The 16,325-nt window shown below is 58.6% G+C and carries 17 protein-coding genes; 6 read left to right on the top strand and 11 right to left on the bottom strand.

Features of this window, described 5'->3' with window-relative positions; genetic code table 11:
* Window positions 1-56: 56 nt before the first annotated feature.
* On the top strand, window positions 57-977 hold the full coding sequence (locus tag H4Q31_RS05160; protein WP_185178062.1) for a cation diffusion facilitator family transporter: 921 nt from the start codon (window positions 57-59) through the stop codon (window positions 975-977).
* Between the two features lie 242 nt (window positions 978-1,219).
* On the opposite strand, the gene cyoD is transcribed toward H4Q31_RS05160, so the two are convergent.
* From cyoD to H4Q31_RS05135, 5 genes are all read right to left on the bottom strand, one after another.
* Window positions 1,220-1,564, bottom strand: coding sequence for a cytochrome o ubiquinol oxidase subunit IV (gene cyoD, locus H4Q31_RS05155; protein ID WP_185178001.1), 345 nt, complete (start codon window positions 1,562-1,564; stop codon window positions 1,220-1,222).
* A 1-nt stretch (window position 1,565) separates the two neighbouring features.
* A complete protein-coding gene (gene cyoC / locus H4Q31_RS05150) occupies window positions 1,566-2,186 on the bottom strand; it encodes a cytochrome o ubiquinol oxidase subunit III (protein WP_185178000.1) in 621 nt (206 codons plus the stop codon).
* Window positions 2,186-4,162: a cbb3-type cytochrome c oxidase subunit I gene (locus tag H4Q31_RS05145; RefSeq protein WP_185177999.1), complete on the bottom strand. Its 1,977-nt coding sequence runs from the start codon at window positions 4,160-4,162 to the stop codon at window positions 2,186-2,188. The genes cyoC and H4Q31_RS05145 overlap by 1 nt, the downstream gene beginning before the upstream one ends.
* Window positions 4,163-4,179: 17 nt before the next feature.
* The gene (gene cyoA / locus H4Q31_RS05140) at window positions 4,180-5,205 is read right to left on the bottom strand and encodes a ubiquinol oxidase subunit II (RefSeq protein ID WP_376698216.1); all 1,026 of its coding nucleotides are present in this window, start codon (window positions 5,203-5,205) and stop codon (window positions 4,180-4,182) included.
* A 268-nt stretch (window positions 5,206-5,473) separates the two neighbouring features.
* Window positions 5,474-5,710, bottom strand: a complete 237-nt coding sequence (locus H4Q31_RS05135; protein ID WP_185177998.1) for a hypothetical protein — start codon at window positions 5,708-5,710, stop codon at window positions 5,474-5,476.
* A 219-nt stretch (window positions 5,711-5,929) separates the two neighbouring features.
* Here H4Q31_RS05135 and H4Q31_RS05130 point away from each other — a divergent pair, with 219 nt between their 5' ends.
* From H4Q31_RS05130 to H4Q31_RS05120, 3 genes are all read left to right on the top strand, one after another.
* On the top strand, window positions 5,930-6,484 hold the full coding sequence (locus H4Q31_RS05130; protein WP_185177997.1) for a DUF1700 domain-containing protein: 555 nt from the start codon (window positions 5,930-5,932) through the stop codon (window positions 6,482-6,484).
* 4 nt (window positions 6,485-6,488) lie between these two features.
* Entirely contained in the window at window positions 6,489-7,340 is an 852-nt protein-coding gene (locus tag H4Q31_RS05125; protein ID WP_185177996.1) for a DUF4097 family beta strand repeat-containing protein, read from the top strand.
* A gap of 130 nt (window positions 7,341-7,470) precedes the next feature.
* On the top strand, window positions 7,471-7,899 hold the full coding sequence (locus H4Q31_RS05120) for a MarR family winged helix-turn-helix transcriptional regulator (protein ID WP_185177995.1): 429 nt from the start codon (window positions 7,471-7,473) through the stop codon (window positions 7,897-7,899).
* 90 nt (window positions 7,900-7,989) lie between these two features.
* Here H4Q31_RS05120 and H4Q31_RS05115 read toward each other — a convergent pair whose 3' ends face one another.
* From H4Q31_RS05115 to H4Q31_RS21555, 3 genes are read right to left on the bottom strand one after another with little or no spacing between them, the layout of a single operon-like run.
* Window positions 7,990-9,627: a b(o/a)3-type cytochrome-c oxidase subunit 1 gene (locus tag H4Q31_RS05115; protein ID WP_185177994.1), complete on the bottom strand. Its 1,638-nt coding sequence runs from the start codon at window positions 9,625-9,627 to the stop codon at window positions 7,990-7,992.
* A 38-nt stretch (window positions 9,628-9,665) separates the two neighbouring features.
* Window positions 9,666-10,145 carry a cytochrome c oxidase subunit II gene (locus tag H4Q31_RS05110; RefSeq protein WP_185178060.1) on the bottom strand — a complete coding sequence of 160 codons (480 nt, stop codon included), beginning with the start codon at window positions 10,143-10,145 and terminating at the stop codon, window positions 9,666-9,668.
* Window positions 10,146-10,176: 31 nt separating this feature from the next.
* Window positions 10,177-10,368 (bottom strand): cytochrome c oxidase subunit 2A, encoded by a 192-nt coding sequence (locus tag H4Q31_RS21555; RefSeq protein WP_245347256.1) that lies wholly within the window; start codon window positions 10,366-10,368, stop codon window positions 10,177-10,179.
* Between the two features lie 264 nt (window positions 10,369-10,632).
* Here H4Q31_RS21555 and H4Q31_RS05100 point away from each other — a divergent pair, with 264 nt between their 5' ends.
* The gene (locus tag H4Q31_RS05100; protein WP_185177993.1) at window positions 10,633-11,217 is read left to right on the top strand and encodes a GNAT family N-acetyltransferase; all 585 of its coding nucleotides are present in this window, start codon (window positions 10,633-10,635) and stop codon (window positions 11,215-11,217) included.
* Between the two features lie 264 nt (window positions 11,218-11,481).
* On the opposite strand, the gene purT is transcribed toward H4Q31_RS05100, so the two are convergent.
* Window positions 11,482-12,642 carry a formate-dependent phosphoribosylglycinamide formyltransferase gene (gene purT / locus H4Q31_RS05095; protein ID WP_185177992.1) on the bottom strand — a complete coding sequence of 387 codons (1,161 nt, stop codon included), beginning with the start codon at window positions 12,640-12,642 and terminating at the stop codon, window positions 11,482-11,484.
* Window positions 12,643-12,783: 141 nt separating this feature from the next.
* Here purT and H4Q31_RS05090 point away from each other — a divergent pair, with 141 nt between their 5' ends.
* A complete protein-coding gene (locus H4Q31_RS05090) occupies window positions 12,784-12,936 on the top strand; it encodes a DUF1540 domain-containing protein (protein ID WP_185177991.1) in 153 nt (50 codons plus the stop codon).
* 141 nt (window positions 12,937-13,077) lie between these two features.
* Here the strand turns inward: H4Q31_RS05090 and H4Q31_RS05085 are convergent, their stop codons facing one another.
* Together H4Q31_RS05085 and H4Q31_RS05080 are read right to left on the bottom strand one after the other, a co-directional pair.
* Window positions 13,078-13,920: a pirin family protein gene (locus H4Q31_RS05085; protein ID WP_376698215.1), complete on the bottom strand. Its 843-nt coding sequence runs from the start codon at window positions 13,918-13,920 to the stop codon at window positions 13,078-13,080.
* Between the two features lie 350 nt (window positions 13,921-14,270).
* Window positions 14,271-16,286, bottom strand: a complete 2,016-nt coding sequence (locus H4Q31_RS05080; RefSeq protein ID WP_185178057.1) for a Na+/H+ antiporter — start codon at window positions 16,284-16,286, stop codon at window positions 14,271-14,273.
* Between the last annotated feature and the right edge of the window lie 39 nt (window positions 16,287-16,325).

Genomic DNA, 16,325 nt, shown 5'->3' with positions numbered 1-16,325 from the left:
GATTTATTTTTTGCGCTGGGCAAACACTTTTTGAAGGGGTCATCATTGTGGCGGTAATGCATTCCAAGAGCCTGATTGCGATCTGGGTCAGCTTGATCAGCAACGTCTTCCTCACTCTCATCAAGATCATCATCGGGCTTCTGTTCGCCAGCCCCGTACTGGTCGCCGACGGCATTCACAATGCCGGCGACATTCTCGCCACAGTAGCTGCGCTCACCTCGTCCATGGTATCCAAGAAGCCCGCTGACGACGACCATCCCTACGGCCACGGCAAAGCGGAGGTGATCGCGGCCGCGATGGTCGCGATCATCCTGGCGATCGCGGCGCTGTGGATCGGCTATCAATCGACGCTGTCGCTGATCAATCCTCCCGAGAGCGAGAGCTGGCTCCCGCTAATCGCAGCCGCCGTATCGCTCGTCTGGAAGCAGGCGCTGTACATCTACACCATCCGGGTCGGCCGCTCCGAGAACAGCAAGAGCGTCATCGCAACCGCTTACGACCATCTGGCGGACGTCTACGCTTCGCTGGCTGCCGTCATCGGCCTTGGCCTCGCGCTTGCCGGCTCCAAGCTGGACTGGGAATGGTCCGTCTACGGCGACCCGGTGGCGGGCATTATCGTCGCCTTGCTCGTCTTGAAGCTCGCCTTCAATATCGGCAAGGATTCCGTCGACATCCTGATGGAACGCACGGTGCCGGCCGAGAAGCTGGCCGGCTATGAGAAGCTGATCGGAGGCCTCGAGGAGATCAAGCGGATCGACCGCGTGCGCGCCCGCGAGCATGGGCACTACATTATCGTCGACGTGCGCGTCGGCGTGCCGAGCCATTACACGATCCAGCGCGGCCACGATATCGGCCGCGAGATCAAACGCTGCATCATGGAATATGACACGGACGTCATCGAAGTGATGGTTCACCTCAACCCGTGGAACGAGGGCGAGGACGAGGGCAAGGGCGGGGATAAGGGCAAGGGCGTGTAAGGATCCGCTTGTGCGCCAAGCAGGCGGGCCCTGTGCTGTAACCCGGTTTTTTCGGGTTACAGGGCTCGCCAGCGGCGCTTCCCGTGCTGTAACCCGGTTTTTTCGGGTTACAGCGCCCGCTTGCGGCACTTTCCGTGCTGTAACCCGGCCAAACCGGGTTAGCGCGTACAACTTACAAAGGCGCCGCCTGCAAGTCCATACGCGGACTTGCAGGCGGCGCCTATCATGCTATATAGCCCAACTTAATGGGCGACCATATTATAATTCATGATCCACAGCGAGCCGAGGACAATCGTCACGACAATCACGATGCCAAGGATCAGTACCATCAGGTTCCAACGCGGGCCCTTCTCTTCCTTCAAGTGCATGAAGAAGAACAGCTGAACCACGAATTGCAGCACGGCGGTGACGATCAACAGCGCTGTAGCCGCGCCGCCTTCGACCATATCTTGCAGAATGGCGACAAGCGGAATGATCGTTAGTACGATCGACAGGACAAAGCCGATAATGTAAGACTTGAGCGAGCCGTGCGATTCATGGGCTTCGCCATGTCCATGCGCACCATGCGTGTTCGGATGCTGCGACATCTTACATCACCCCCATCATATAGACGATCGTGAAGACGAAGATCCACACGGCGTCCAGAAAGTGCCAGTACATGCTGATAATATTGACTTTCCGCTTCGTCGTCGAGTTGATGCCGCGGCGGGACAACTGAATGATCAGCGCGATCATCCAGAAGATGCCGAGCGTGACGTGGCAGCCGTGCGTGCCAACCAGCGTGAAGAACGAGGACAAGAACGCGCTGGTCGACATCTTGTGGCCTTCGCTCATCATGTTCGCGAACTCGGTTACTTCCATGCCGACGAAGGCCGCGCCCAGAACGAGGGTGACGATCAGCCAGCCGATAAGACCCTTCTTGTCCCCGCGGTTCATGGACAGAACCGCGAGGCCGCTGGTGAAGCTGCTCGTGAGCAGAATGAACGTCTCGGCGATAATGCCCGGCATCTCGAACAATTCCTTCGCCGTCGGGCCGCCCGCCGTATTGTTATGAAGAACCGCGTATGTCGCGAATAAGGTCGCGAACAGAATACAGTCGGTGATCAAGAAGAACCAGAAGCCCATCTGCCGCAAGGCGTCTTGGTCGTGATGACCTTCGTGCCCGTGGCCGTGCGCAGCGGACACCGCATGATTGCTATGATTCGCCATCAGACTTCCCTCCCTGCAGCCAATTCAGTGCGTCGAACTTCATCTACCGGAATGTAGAAGTCGGTATCGTAGCGGAACGAATGAACGAGCATGGATGCCGCAACCCCGATCAGTCCCGGAATCGCCATCCACATCCAATCGAATACAAAGCCGAAGCCGGCGAAGAAGAAGAACCCTGCCATGACGACCGGCATACCCGAGTTCTTCGGCATGTGGATTGGAGCCAATGCCGGCTTCGGACGAGGCTTGCCGCCTGCCGCGATGCGCTGCTTCTCTTCCCAGAAGTCGTCGGTCTCGCTCACGACAGGATCTGTCGCGAAGTTGTAGAACGGCGCAGGCGATTGGATCGTCCATTCGAGCGTTCTGCCATCCCACGGGTCTCCCGTCGTATCCTTCAGCTTCTGCATGTTCTTGATGCTGTACAGGATCTGCCACACTTGCACCAGGAAGCCTGCGCCCATCAGGAACGCGCCGATCGTCGACGTCAGGTTGAGGCCGAACCAGCCGGTATCCCAGCCGTACGTGCTGTAGCGACGGGTCATGCCCATGAGGCCGACCAAGTATTGCGGCATGAAGCAGACATAGAAGCCGATATTCCAAAGCCAGAATACCCAGCGGCCAAGCTTCTCGTCGAGGGAGAAGCCGAACATCTTCGGCCACCAGTAGTACAAGCCGGCGAAGTAACCGAACACGACGCCGCCGATGAGCACTTGGTGGAAGTGCGCGATCAGGAAGTAGCTGTTGTGGAACTGGAAGTCCGCAGGCGCGATAGAGAGCAGCACCCCGGTCATGCCCCCGACGACGAAGCAAGGAATGAAGCCCATCGTCCACAGCATCGGCTGCTTAAACGTGATCTTGCCCTTATACATGGTCAGAATCCAGTTGAACACTTTGACGCCTGTCGGAATCGCGATGATCATCGTCGAGATGGCGAAGAATACGTTAACGTCCGCGCCAGAGCCCATCGTGAAGAAGTGGTGGGCCCATGTGAAGAACGATACGATGCTGATGCTCATGAGAGCGAACACCATCGACTTGTAACCGAACAATCTCTTCTTCGAGAACGTCGCCACAACCTCGGAGAAGATGCCGAAGGCGGGCAGAATAACGATATATACCTCCGGATGTCCCCACATCCAGATCAAGTTGATGTACATCATCGGGTTGCCGCCGCCGTCCAGCGTGAAGAAGTGCGCGCCGGCGAACCGGTCGATGAACAGCAGCGCCAGCGTCACCGTCAGAATCGGGAACGCCAGGATAATCGTCAGACAGCTCGCAAGAACCGACCAAGAGAACATCGGCATCTTCATCAGCTTCATGCCCGGCGCCCGCATTTTCAGAATCGTAATAATGAAGTTAATGCCCGTCGCAAGCGAGCCGATACCGGAGATCTGAATGCCCCAGATGTAGAAGTCTTGGCCTACGCCCGGACTGAACATCTTCTCGGTCAGCGGCGGATAAGCCAGCCAGCCGCCGTTCGGCGAACCGCCAATCACGAACGACAGGTTGAACAGCATCGCGCCGGCGAAGAAGAGCCAGAAGCTGACCGAGTTCAGGACCGGGAACGCAACGTCGCGCGCGCCGATCTGAAGCGGTACGGCAATGTTGAACAAGCCGAACATGAGCGGCATGGCCATGAACAGAATCATGATAACGCCGTGCGTGGTGAAAATCTCGTTGTAGTGCTCCGGCTTCAGGAACTCCAGATCCGGAGCGGCCAGCTGCGCCCGCATGAGCAGCGCGTCCATTCCGCCGCGGAAGAGCATGAGCAGCGAAGCGAGAATATACATGATGCCGATCTTCTTGTGGTCAACGGTCGTGAGCCATTCGCGCCAGAGCCAGCCCCACTTCTTGAAGTAGGTCAGCACGAAGAGGATAGCAACGGATACGAGGACGATAGCCACGTCCGCTCCGTATATCATCGGATCTCCGGTCACGAAGAAGTCGGATGAGAAATCTTTGATCTTATCCCACATAGGACACCCTCCTTTACCTAATCATGTTGATGCATCTGTTGGTTCGAATCCGATGCCTGCGCCGCGTCCGTGACGCCTTCTGCGGACGACATGTCCATGGACGTCATGTCCATGCCATCCATGCCTTCGTCAGCGGCTTCGCCGGAATCGGCGGCCGAAGAGCCGTGCTGATGTCCCGAACCGGTGCCCGTCGCGTACTTGTTCACGATTCGGTCGAATAGACCGTCCGGGAACGAAGAATACGTTACCTTCGTATCCAGAACGCCTTGCTCTGCCAATTCATCGTAGCCTTGCTGCGTCAAGGCAGGCGATGACTGCTTCACGTCCTCGACCCACTTGTCGAAGTCTTCTTGAGAAGTCGCCTTCGCGATGAAGCCCATCTTGCCGAAGTGCTCGCCGCTGAAGTTCGCGCCCTTGCCCGGGTATTCGCCCGGCTCATCGGCCATCAGGTTCAGATGCATGGCCATGCCCGACATCGTGTACACCTGGCCGCCCAATTGCGGAATCCAGAATGAGTTCATCGGCGCGTCGGCCGTCAGCTTGAAGTGTACCGGCACATCTTCCGGGAATTGAACGTAGTTGACAGTGGCAATTCCCTGATCAGGGTAAGTGAACAGCCATTTCCAATCGAGCGCCGTCACTTCGATCGTGATCGCATCCGCTTCCGATTCAAGCGGCTTGGAAGGCTCCAGCTTGTGCGTATAGATCGAAGTCAAGATCGCGATGATGAGAATAACAACGATCGGAACGCCCCACATGACGGTCTCGATCTTGCCGCTGTGCGACCAGTTCGGTTTATATTCCGCATCTTCCTTCTTGGCGCGATACTTCCATGCGAATACATACGTCATGACCAGTACCGGCACGAGAATGACCAAGCAGAGAATCGATGCGATAATAATCAAATTCAGTTGCTGACGCGCAACGGTTCCTTGCGGGTCGAGGATACCCATGTTAACATCGCCGCACCCTGACAAAAGAAAGACCATCGCAGCCAGCGGAAGCCCGGCGGCCAGCCGACGATACCATCCCTTCATCTTCATCCTGTCTCATCTCCTACTGCCTAACGGCAACCTCTTCACGCGGCGGAAATCACCCTTCCCCGCGTTGTCTGAACCTAAGATAGCAGAAAGACCAGCGACTTACCGCACAGTTAACAAATGCGTCAATTAACCGTTGATAATTTGCAATAATTTGTTCACCGTTTCGACGTAACTCCTGTCAGCCCAACACAAAAAGACTGCCGAACCGCCGAGGTTACCCTCAGCAGAGGCAGTCTTCGCTTCTATCGCAGGACGCTGAATGGCCGCTCTAGGAACGTTCTTCGGAAGGCTTCGCCTGCTGTTCGCCGCTCCTTAGGAGCAGTCCGGCGATCGCGCTGAACATCCAGATCTGTACGCCGCCGAAGAGGAAGCCGATCCCGATCATCAATCCAAGGTTGCTGTCGCTGAATTCCGTAATGTGCACCGCGCTGCAGATGATTCCGCAGGCGATGACAATAGCCGCTATCCATTTAAGAGCCTTGAACATATCCAAGCCGTTCTTCATGCTCGCGCACTCCCCTCGCACCGTGTAAGCGCTATATGTGAACATTGTATCACAGAGTTGTGACGAAATCATGTCTTTTGGCAAAATTATGTCTTTATCCCTGCCCGATTCTCACCAGCCCCGCCTTAGGTCGAGTATCGAACTAAACCGCGGGCCGTTCGGCGGAAGCCGCCTATCCGTTACAATGACAATAGTAGAACTCTCAGCAAGGAGCCTATTATGAATAAAAATGAATTCTTAAGCGCGTTATACGAATGCTTGGCCCCGCTGCCGGAAGAGGGACGGCGCGAAGTGGTGCATTATTATGAAGGCTGCTTCGATCGCGGGATGGCGAGCGGACACTCGGAACAACAAATCGCACGCGAGCTCGGCAATCCTCGGATGCTGGCGGCGGATGCGCTCGGCATCCGGTACGATCCGGCGCCTCTGATGAACGCCGCTCCGCGGCGGAGCGGATCCGGCCGTCTGCTGGCCATGACGATCTTGCTCTTCTTCTTAAACATCCTGTTCATGATCCCCATCGGAGCCGCGTTATGGTCCGCCCTGCTGTCCTTCGGCGCTGCCGCGGTCGGCGCCATTCTCGCACCGGCCGCCTTCGCTCTCGACTGGCTCGCGAACGGGGAGTACTATCCCGCCAAGCTGTTCATCAGCATCGCGGGAACGGGCGTCGGCATTCTAATGGCACTCATCTTCATTCGGATGGCCAAATTCGGCTATCGCGCAACGGCAGAGTATGTGCAATGGAACGTCCGCACTTGGAGAGGAAGGAACTAAACAGATGAAGAAATGGATTAGCATCGCCATCGGACTGATCGCGATCGGGGTCGGAGGAGCGGCGCTGTTCGGATTCACATTCGATAAGCCGCTTCCGGCATACAGCCAGAAGTGGACCTTCAGCGACGGAGAGCTGCGGAATTTGAACGTGAACCTGGATTACCAGGCTGCCGTCGTCGACTTCGTTCCGAGCGAGGACGGGAACAACTCGGTGGTGATCGAAGGCAAAGCCAAGCAGGAGATCATCGACAATCTGAAGAACGTTAAGCTCACAGACGGCGAATTAAGCCTCGATCTGGATTCGAGAGATACTTGGTTCTCCCTCAACTTCGACTTCTCCTTCGACAGACAGCATATCACCGTTGCCTTAACCGAAGAGGCGGCACAGGCGCTGGACACCGTGCGCGTCTATTCGGACGCCGGCTCCTTGAAGACAAGCGGCATTAGAGCCCGTACGGCCTCCATTGCCACCGATTCCGGCAGCATTCAAGTGGTTGACAGCGTCAGCGGGCAATTATCGATCAAGTCCGACTCCGGAAGCATTCGCGCGAGCGACATCCATGCCGATCTGCAGGTATCATCGGATTCAGGCAGCATCACCGTGGACCATCTGACGGGAACCGCGGCGCTCGCCTCGGACTCCGGCAGCGTCAAGCTCGTGAAGGACGATCTGTCTGGCGCCGACATCAAGAGCGACTCCGGAAGCGTAAGAGTCCAACTGCCGGCCGCCTTCGGCGGAATCTTCGACCTGCGCTCCGATTCAGGCTCGATCCATGCGCCCGATTCCAAGGGAACTAGCCAACAGACGATCAAGGTGCGGACCGACAGCGGCAGTATTCGAATCACGGAATCCTAGCAGCTCGGTACTCATACCTCAGAAGGCAAGGCGGAAATCTCCGTTTTGCCTTTTTTTCTGCGAATATTCGCTGGAATCTCAAATCGATTTGTGAGAAAATTGAAGAAACCGATATCTGGGAGGCTTGAGATTGGCGGATTACGAAGAGCTCGTCGAACTATTCGGATTAGTCCGATTGCACGGCCATTTGTGGCGGACCGAATGGAGCAAGGACAACCCCCAGGATATCTCAATCAGCCAATTGCAAACGCTAGATCTTCTCGTCAACGAAGGCCCCAAGGCCAGCTCTTACCTGGCGCAGATCATCGGCGTCACTTCCGGCGGCATGACGGTCATCTCTGACAAGCTCGTCCGGCTTGGACTCGTGCAGCGCGTGAATGACGAGAACGATCGCCGGGTGGTGAAGCTCGAGATCACGGAGAAGGGGCGAGAGGCTCTGCGTGATATTCAGGCGAAGAGGGTTGCCCTGATGGAGAAGATGTACCACGTGCTGAACCCGGAAGAATTCCAGCAGCTGCTTCACATCTACCGCAAGTTAATCTCCGCTTACGAACAATAACGAACCGTCTAACCATATCACAAGGGGTGTATTCCTCCGGCCGCTATCTTGACCAGAGGAACACACCCCTTTGCTTTGCCTGGAATCAGCTTACCAGAACTTGTAGCCAGGCGATCCCGTACCGCCCGTGATCATATCGGCGAGCGGAATCGTATAGGCGATCAGAATAAGCGCGGCGGACACGCCGATCCACAGACCCCAACGCTCGAACAGCTTCGGCGTCTTCTCAGCCGTATCGATCACTTCGCCGATTGGATATTCTTCGACTCCTCTTGGCGCAAGGAGCAATCCGACGACCGCTGCGAGAAGAACGATCAGGCTGATGAAGAGGATAATGCCGCCGACTGCCATCGCCACATGGTATGGCATCCACAGAATCGATTCCGGGCTGTCGTTGTACGTCGTGTAGTCGGTACGGCGCGGATCGCCGAACAGTCCGGTAATGTGCATCGAACCGGACATGAACAGCATGCCAATGCACCACGTCACGACTTGGATGATGCCCAGATTGTTAAGCCGCTTCGTCAGCCGGCGTCCCGTGACGACGGGAATGAGCCAATAGCCGATGCCGAAGAAGGTGAGCGCCACGCTGGTCGCGACGGTCAGGTGGAAGTGGCCCGTCACCCACAGCGTGTTGTGCACGACAGCGTTCATCTGGTTGCTGGCGTTAATGATGCCGCCTGCCCCGGCCGGGATGAAGACGAGCATGCCCATGAACGGAGCGAAGAAGCGAACGTCCTTCCAAGGCAGCTTCTTCAACCAGCCGAATAGGCCTGTTGCGCCTCTCGCCCGCCCGTTCAGCTCGAAGGTAGCGAACAGCGAGAATGCGGTGATGAGCGAAGGCACAATGACCATGAATGTCAGCACGACCTGAAGGAACTTCCAGAACGGCGCGATGCCCGGCTCCATCAATTGATGGTGGAAGCCGACCGGGATCGAGAACAGCAGAAGCAGGATGAAGGCCAGACGCGCCAAGGCGTCGCTGTAGATCTTGCCGCCGATGATCTTCGGAACGATGACATACCAGCACATGTAGGCCGGCATAAGCCAGAAGTAGACGAGCGGGTGGCCGAAGTACCAGAACAAGGTACGGCTGAGGAGCACGTTAATCGTCTCCACCCATCCGAACGACCAAGGAATGAATTGGAGCAGTACTGTAGCCGCTACGCCAAGCGTCGCAATCTGCCACAGCAGCATCGTGACGACCGCCATGAACGCGAGCAGCGGCGACAGCTTGCCCGTGTTGGCCTTGCGCCAAGTGCGGTACTGCGCGAATATGCCGTAGCCGCTCAGCCAGCTGCCGACGACGAGCAGCACCAGCGCGATGTAGAACCAGGGCGATGCCTTAAGCGGAGCGTAGAAGGTATAGAGGACCGTCGCCTTGTTCAGCAGGATCATGATGACGCCGAGCACGGTACCCGCCGCCATCAGCGTGAAGCCGATCCAGCCGAGCGAACGGGAGACTCCCGTCAACGATCCTCCGAGCGTGCGGCTGATGCCGGAATAGAGAAACCCGATGATGAAGAAGGTGGTGAACACGAGCGCCATCAGCACGCCGTGCGCGGTGAGCAGCTCATAATAGCCGATATTCGCCGGCAGCGTGATCGAGCCGCTCTTCACCATGCTCTGCAGCATGCCGCACACGCCGCCCAGCAGCAGAGCAACGTAAGCGAACAGCAGGTGCGCCAGCACCAGCCGGCCGTCCTTGCGGTCAAATGTTGGATTCATGTGTATCGTCCTTTCGGCTAGTGTGCAGGATCTGACGATCAGGTGACGATCAGCTTCGTGAACATGGCTTGATGACCGATGCCGCAATACTCATTGCAGAGAATCAAATATTCGCCGGGCTCGTCAAACTTGTGGGAGACATGGTTCACTTCTCCCGGCAGTACCATCATGTTCACGTTCGTGCCCGGAATCTCGAAGCCGTGCACGACGTCAGAGCTCGTGACCGAGAAGTGAACAGTCGAGCCCGCCGGTACGACCAGCTGGTCCTGATCGGGACTATAGCCGAATGCCCAAGCCGTCATGACGGCTTCGTATTCGCGGTCGCCGATCTGCGTAATGGCCGGATGGTCGAACGGCGGCGTCTCGCTTAATTTAGCGGCATGAACCGAGTGGTCGTGCCCGCTGTTCGGCGTATCCATCCCCATCGTGAAGGCGGACAGCCCGAGAATCAGCAAGAACACCGCCAGCATCGCCATGCCGAAGGTGAGCCAGATTTTCTCCAAACGATGAATGTGCATCATCTACTTCCCCCTCTTCTGCGGTTGTCGGTTACTTGCGGTAGAGATACAGAATGAACACGGCTACCCAAGCCGCCAGCAAGAAAGCGCCGAGCAGCATGACCGACGCGAACGTCCCCTTCAGCTGCGGCTCGCCGGAGGATGGTTGTTCGGATGCCGGAACAGCCCCCGGCTTCTCCTTCCGATCCTCGCCCTGGAGAATGTTCTTGACGCTCTGAGCCATATCTAATCCCTCCAATGGACTGTGGTTCGTTAGACACTCATCCATCTTAAGGGCGGCAGTCGGCGGCTAACTATGACCTGCATCACACCGTCTCGCGCGAGCGGTTGAACAATCTGTGACAGGCCATTCGCGGCGACTCGATGTCGGACGCGATGGCCGACGCGGTCCTTGACTGCGATCATTCGTCGATATTCATTCTTGATGGATACCGATGGCTGTGCTAGATTAGTTGAAAATTGACTCTATCAAATGGCGGTGAGGAAGATGGCCGAGACCGGCAAGAACCCTATTCTGCTCGACATTCCCGAGAGCTTCGAATCGGAACGGCTGCTCATTCGAGCTCCGCAATGGGGAGACGGCGCGGCGGTGAACGAAGCGATCCGCGAGAGCCTCGACGAGCTGAAGCCGTGGATGCCTTGGGCGCAGCAGGCGCCTACGGTTGAGGAGTCGGAGCTGAATCTGCGGGAAGCGCGATTGCGCTACCTGGAACGCTCGGATCTGAGACTGCAGCTCATCTCGAAGAGCACGGGACAGTTCATCGGCGGCAGCGGCCTGCACCGCATCGACTGGCAGTCACGCAAGTTCGAGATCGGATACTGGGTGCGCACTTCGTGCGCCGGCCAAGGCTATATCACGGAAGCGGCGAAGGCGATCGCGAACTTCGCGGCGACCGTGCTGGAGGCGAACCGGATTGAGATTCGCTGCGACGCCAAGAATCACCGCAGCGCCCGGGTAGCGGAGCGCCTCGGCTTCACGCTGGAAGGCGTCCTGCGCGATGAGGCGATCGGCACGGATGGAATGCTGCGGAGTACCAAGGTATTCTCGATCGTGCGGGGCATTGAATTCTAGCCTGGCGCGGCAAGAGCTAAGCACAAGCGTAATGCACAAGCGCAACCCTAAGAACAATGCACAGAGCGACGCAGAAGCGCAAACTCACACGAGCGACGCACAAGCGCATCAAAAGCTCCAACGCAAAAAAAGGCGTTCGAGCCTGCGCCGGCCCCTCGCGATCATTCGCGATATTGCCGGACGCAAGGCTCGAACGCCTTCTGCGTACTGTTACAAGTTCGTGAAATTGGATCAAAGAGTGCTGAGAGAGCTTCGCAGCAAGCGTCAGACGCCCTCCAGCTTCAGCTTACCCAGCGCCTCCGTCGCCCGCTCGCGAGCGGCTTCCACCGTCTCGGCGGCCGCCAGCGCGACGGCCATGCGGCGGCCGGCCTTCGTCACCGGCTTGCCGAAGATGCGCAGCTGCGTATCCGGCAGCGCCAGCGCCTCTGCCGCGCCGAGCAGCCGGTAGTCGGCCCATTCGGCGTCTGCCTTCAGCGGGCGGCTCGCGCCGGGCGCGGTCAGCTTGATCTCGGGAATCGGCAAGCCTAGGATCGCTCTCGCATGCAGCGCGAATTCCGATAGATTCTGGCTGACGAGCGTCACCAGCCCGGTGTCGTGCGGGCGCGGCGACACTTCGCTGAAGTAGACTTGGCCGCCCGCCAGGAACAGCTCGACGCCGAAGATGCCCGCTCCGCCAAGCTCATCCGTGATCGTGCGGGCGATCCGCTTCGCTTCCTCGAGCTGCCCTTCCGTCATCGCATGCGGCTGCCAAGATTCAATATAGTCGCCGTCCTTCTGAATGTGGCCGATCGGCGGGCAGAACTGCGTCCCGTGAACGGAACGCACGGTCAGCAGCGTAATCTCCGAGTCGAAGCGGATGAACTCTTCGACGATGACGCGGCCTTGCTGCACGCGGCCGCCTTCCATGGCGATCTGCCAGCTGCGGGACAGCTCCTCCTCGGAGCGGCAGACGCTCTGGCCCTTGCCGGACGAGCTCATGAGCGGCTTCACGACGCACGGGAACCCCATGGCCCGCGCGGCTTCCGCGAATTCCTCGTATGTATCGGCGAAGCGGTACTTCGCTGTCGGCAGGCCGAGCGTCTCGGCCGCCAGCCGGCGTATGCCTTCCCGGTCCATCGTCAGCCGGGCGGCGCGCGCCGTCGGGATCACGCGATACCCTTCCGTCTCCAGCCGCACCAGCTCCGCCGTCGCAATCGCCTCGATCTCCGGGACGATCAGATCGGGCCTCTCCTTGTCGACCAAATCCCGCAGTTGCTGCCTGTCCAGCATGTCGACCACATAGCTTCGATCCGCCACGTGCATCGCCGGTGCGCCTTCGTACCGATCCACTGCGATCGTCTCCACGCCGAGCCGCTGCGCCTCCATGATCACTTCCTTGCCGAGCTCCCCCGAGCCCAGCAGCATAAGCTTCGTTGTCTGGTACATCTAGCGCCCCCGCCCTCATCTTCATCGTTTGCCCCCATTATACACGAACGCCGACTAACGCCGATACTTCCGTCGCGGCGCTTGTCCGGGTATGAACGTCCGCCAGATCACCCATTCTATAGAGGAGAGGAGGTGAGCACGATGGCACAAGACGTGTTATGCGAAGTGAACTCTTGCAAGTACTGGGCGAACGGCAACAAATGCGCCGCTTCCTCGATCTATGTCGTCAGCAACCGCAAGGAAGCCCGCAATTCCGAAGAGACCGACTGCAAGACGTTCGAACCGAAGGTTTAAGGCTATATGGCGTTGGGAGAGCGGCTCGTGGGCGGGCCGTTCTTCTTGTTCTTCCATCTCTTCTTGCTTCATGAAGCATTATGCCCGCAATTGAGAACAATTATCATATGGGTTGAAAAATTTCCCTGCGCCCGGCTGCGGTTATCCCAGGAACTTGCCGTCGCGATAATCCTCGTACGCCTGCACGATCTGCTCCATCGTGTTCATGACGAACGGTCCGCGCGCGACGACGTGCTCGCGCACCGGCTCGCCGGCGTATAGCAGCGCCTTAAGCGGGCCATTCGGCGCCGAGATCTCGATCTCGCTGCTCTCGTGGCCGTCCGCTCCGCCGAGGAACAACACCTGCCTCGCCGTTCCGCGCGTTCGGTCTGCGCCGAACTCGCCCTCGCCTTCCAGCACGAAGAGGAAGCCGTTGTACGAACCCGGCAGATCCTGCTTGATCGAAGCGCCGGGCTCCAAGCGGAATTCCGCCATCGTGATCGGCACGATGTTGCGGGTCGGCGCGGCGATGCCGCCGGACGAGCCGGAGAAGACCCGAACGGTCGCGCCGGGCTCCTCGCGAACCGGCATACCCGCGCTGCGCAAGTTCTGATAGTGCGGCTCGATCATTTTGCTCGCGCTCGGCAGGTTGACCCATAGCTGCAGGGAGTGAACTGTCTCGCCGACGGCGGGATCTTCCTTATGAATGACGCCGCGCCCGGCCGTCATCCATTGGGCATCGCCCGGCCCGAGCGTCTCGGACTCGCCGGTCTTGCTGTCGTAGTGCTCAAGCCGGCCCTCCATCACATAGGTAACCGTCTCAATGCCCCGGTGCGGGTGCACATCGAATGAGCCTCGCTGGAACCAATCCTCCATGAGCACCAGGAACGGATCGTGCTCCGACCACTTGCCCGGCTCCAGCACGAAGCTGTGCCGATGCCCTGGTCCCGCGTGCTGGATGTCGGCCGTTCGGGTGCCGCGAATGCTGCGTGCGTATGCTGTCACTGTCGAACCCTCCTCGCTGTTTGGGTTGATTATAAGCCCAATTCTTACTTTTATCAAGTAACTTTATTTAATTGCGCACAAGTGATCCTCAGACAGACGGATGCTGCATGCTGTTGGGTGATGCGAGTGACTGCATGTATTGCGGAACCGTTGTGGCGGCGTATATTGCTAGAGAGCCGGCCGCCGATTCGGACCCATCCACACCTCATCTTCCGATAACGGAACAAGCTTCCGTTATTAACCCGCCGACACACCGAACCGCAACCCAGCTACTCCCGCTGCTCCCGCAGCTCCCCATACTTCCGCAACTCCCGCCACCCAGCCAATCCGCCGACTTCCGCAACCGCCAGCTACTCCAACTGCTCCTCCGCCACGGCCGCTTCCATCGCGTTGATGAAGAACCGCAGGCTGTTCATCATCCCCAGCGTCACCTCGCCGTTGATGTACATCTCCTGCAGCGTATCCCGCTCCAGCTGGATCGCTTTGTTCTCGAGCTCCTTCTTCTGGCGGGTGAACAGTTCCTTCCGTTCGGGCGACCGGATGCTCTCCTTCAGCCGCTCGACCACCTCTTGGTAGCGAACGATCAGCGAGAGAACCTCCTCCCGGTTGCTGTCGTTCATGAACTCGCGAAGACGGGCCATCGCCGCTCGCGAGGTTTGAATCTTGAGCTGCTTCCGCTTCCTCGCCTCTTCCGGCGTCCAAGCGTCCCCGTTCCGGCCGTGCTTCAGCCTCCGCCACAGCCGCGATAACGCCAGCCTGAACGCCGTCGCGAATACCCGCGTGCGGCTTTGGAGCAGCGACTCCGCGCGAGACAGCGTCTCTTCGAAGTAGACAGCCGTATCCGGCTGGATTCTCCCTTCTTTGAGCAGCCGCTGCGCCTCCGCCCGTTCCGCGCCGATCGCCGTCAGCCATGCCTGCAAAGCGACCGTTCGCGCTTCTTGGCGCTCGCGGAAATCATGCGACTGCGTTCCCATCTGCTGAAGCTTGCGGTTATAATCCGCGATGACCGACAGCATCGCTTCCTTGTTCTCTTCGGTCATCTCTTCTCGGAGCGCTTCAACGGTCCGCTGAATGATGCGATACTGCGCCTCCCGCTCGGACAGCCGCTTGGCATCCCCGCCTTCTTCTTGGGGCTTCCCTCTCGACAAGAGCGGCAGCGCAATGCTTGCGATCACCAGCGTGAGAAGGATGACGCCCGCCGACAAGAACAGAATCAAGTTCCGTTCGGGGAAAGGGCTGCCGTCATTCAGCACGAGCGGAATCGAGAACGCGCCGGCCAGCGTGACCGTTCCCCGAACGCCGGACAGCGTCGTCAGCACGGCGGACTTCAGCTTCTCGCGGTGCGTCTGGCCGCCGCGCTCCAGCAGCGAGAAGAGGTAGACCCACACGAACCGCAGGGCATATAGAAGCGCCACGATCACGACGATGTACCCGGCAACCTGGAAATTGTCGAACGCCGGATCCTCGATAATGGTCGAGCCCACATGCGGAATCTGCAAGCCTAGCATGAGGAACACAAGGCCGTTCAGCACGAACAGAATAACCGACCAGGTGCTGGTGGAGACGATCTGCAGCTTGTTCACATAAGGCTCCATCCGGTCTCTGGCAATCGCGTGGAAGATGCCGCCCGCCACGACGCCCAGAATGCCGGATACGCCCATCTCTTCGCAGATCAGGTAGATGATGAACGGCGTCAAGATCTGAATGAGCATGTGCATCGTGACGTCTTCGATTCCCAGCCGGCGCAGGAAGGCCCGAAGCCCGATCAGCAGGAACGACAGCACGACGCCGCTCAGCAGTCCGCCGACAGCGATGAACAAGAAGCTCAGCGTCGCTTGCGGCAGCGAGAAGGCGCCGGTGACGGTCGCCGCCACCGCGAATTTGAACGCCACCAGGCCTGAAGCGTCGTTCATGAGCGACTCGCCTTCCAATAGCCGAATGATGCTCTTGGGCAGATGCACTCGCCCCGCCAGCGCGCCGACCGCGACGGCGTCCGTCGGCGACAGGATGGCGGCGAGGCCGAACGCGGCCGACAGCGGAATGGACGGAATCATGGCGTGGATCGCGTAGCCCCCGACCAGCACGGTCAAGAAGACAAGCCCGACGGCCATGAGCAGAATCCAGCCCCTTAACGCCCAGAGCTCGTCTCTCGGCGTTCGCTTGCCGTCATTGAACAAGAGGGGCGCAATGAAGAGAACGAAGAACAGCTCCGGCTCAAGCTCTAGGTGTATGCCGGGCCCTATCGAAAGCATCGCGCCGAGCGCGATCTGGAACAGCGGAATCGGCACCGCCGGGACAATCCGGTTCAGGACATGCGAGACGCCAATTAGCGCCAGCAGCCCCAAGATAATGAGGAACAATTCCATCGGGCTAATCCAACCTTTTTTTAAATTGTAGTCTGCTTC

The organism is Cohnella lubricantis, assembly GCF_014212015.1.
In the GTDB taxonomy this organism is placed as follows: Bacteria; Bacillota; Bacilli; order Paenibacillales; family Paenibacillaceae; genus Cohnella; species Cohnella lubricantis.
This window is presented reverse-complemented; position numbering and strand designations above follow the sequence as displayed.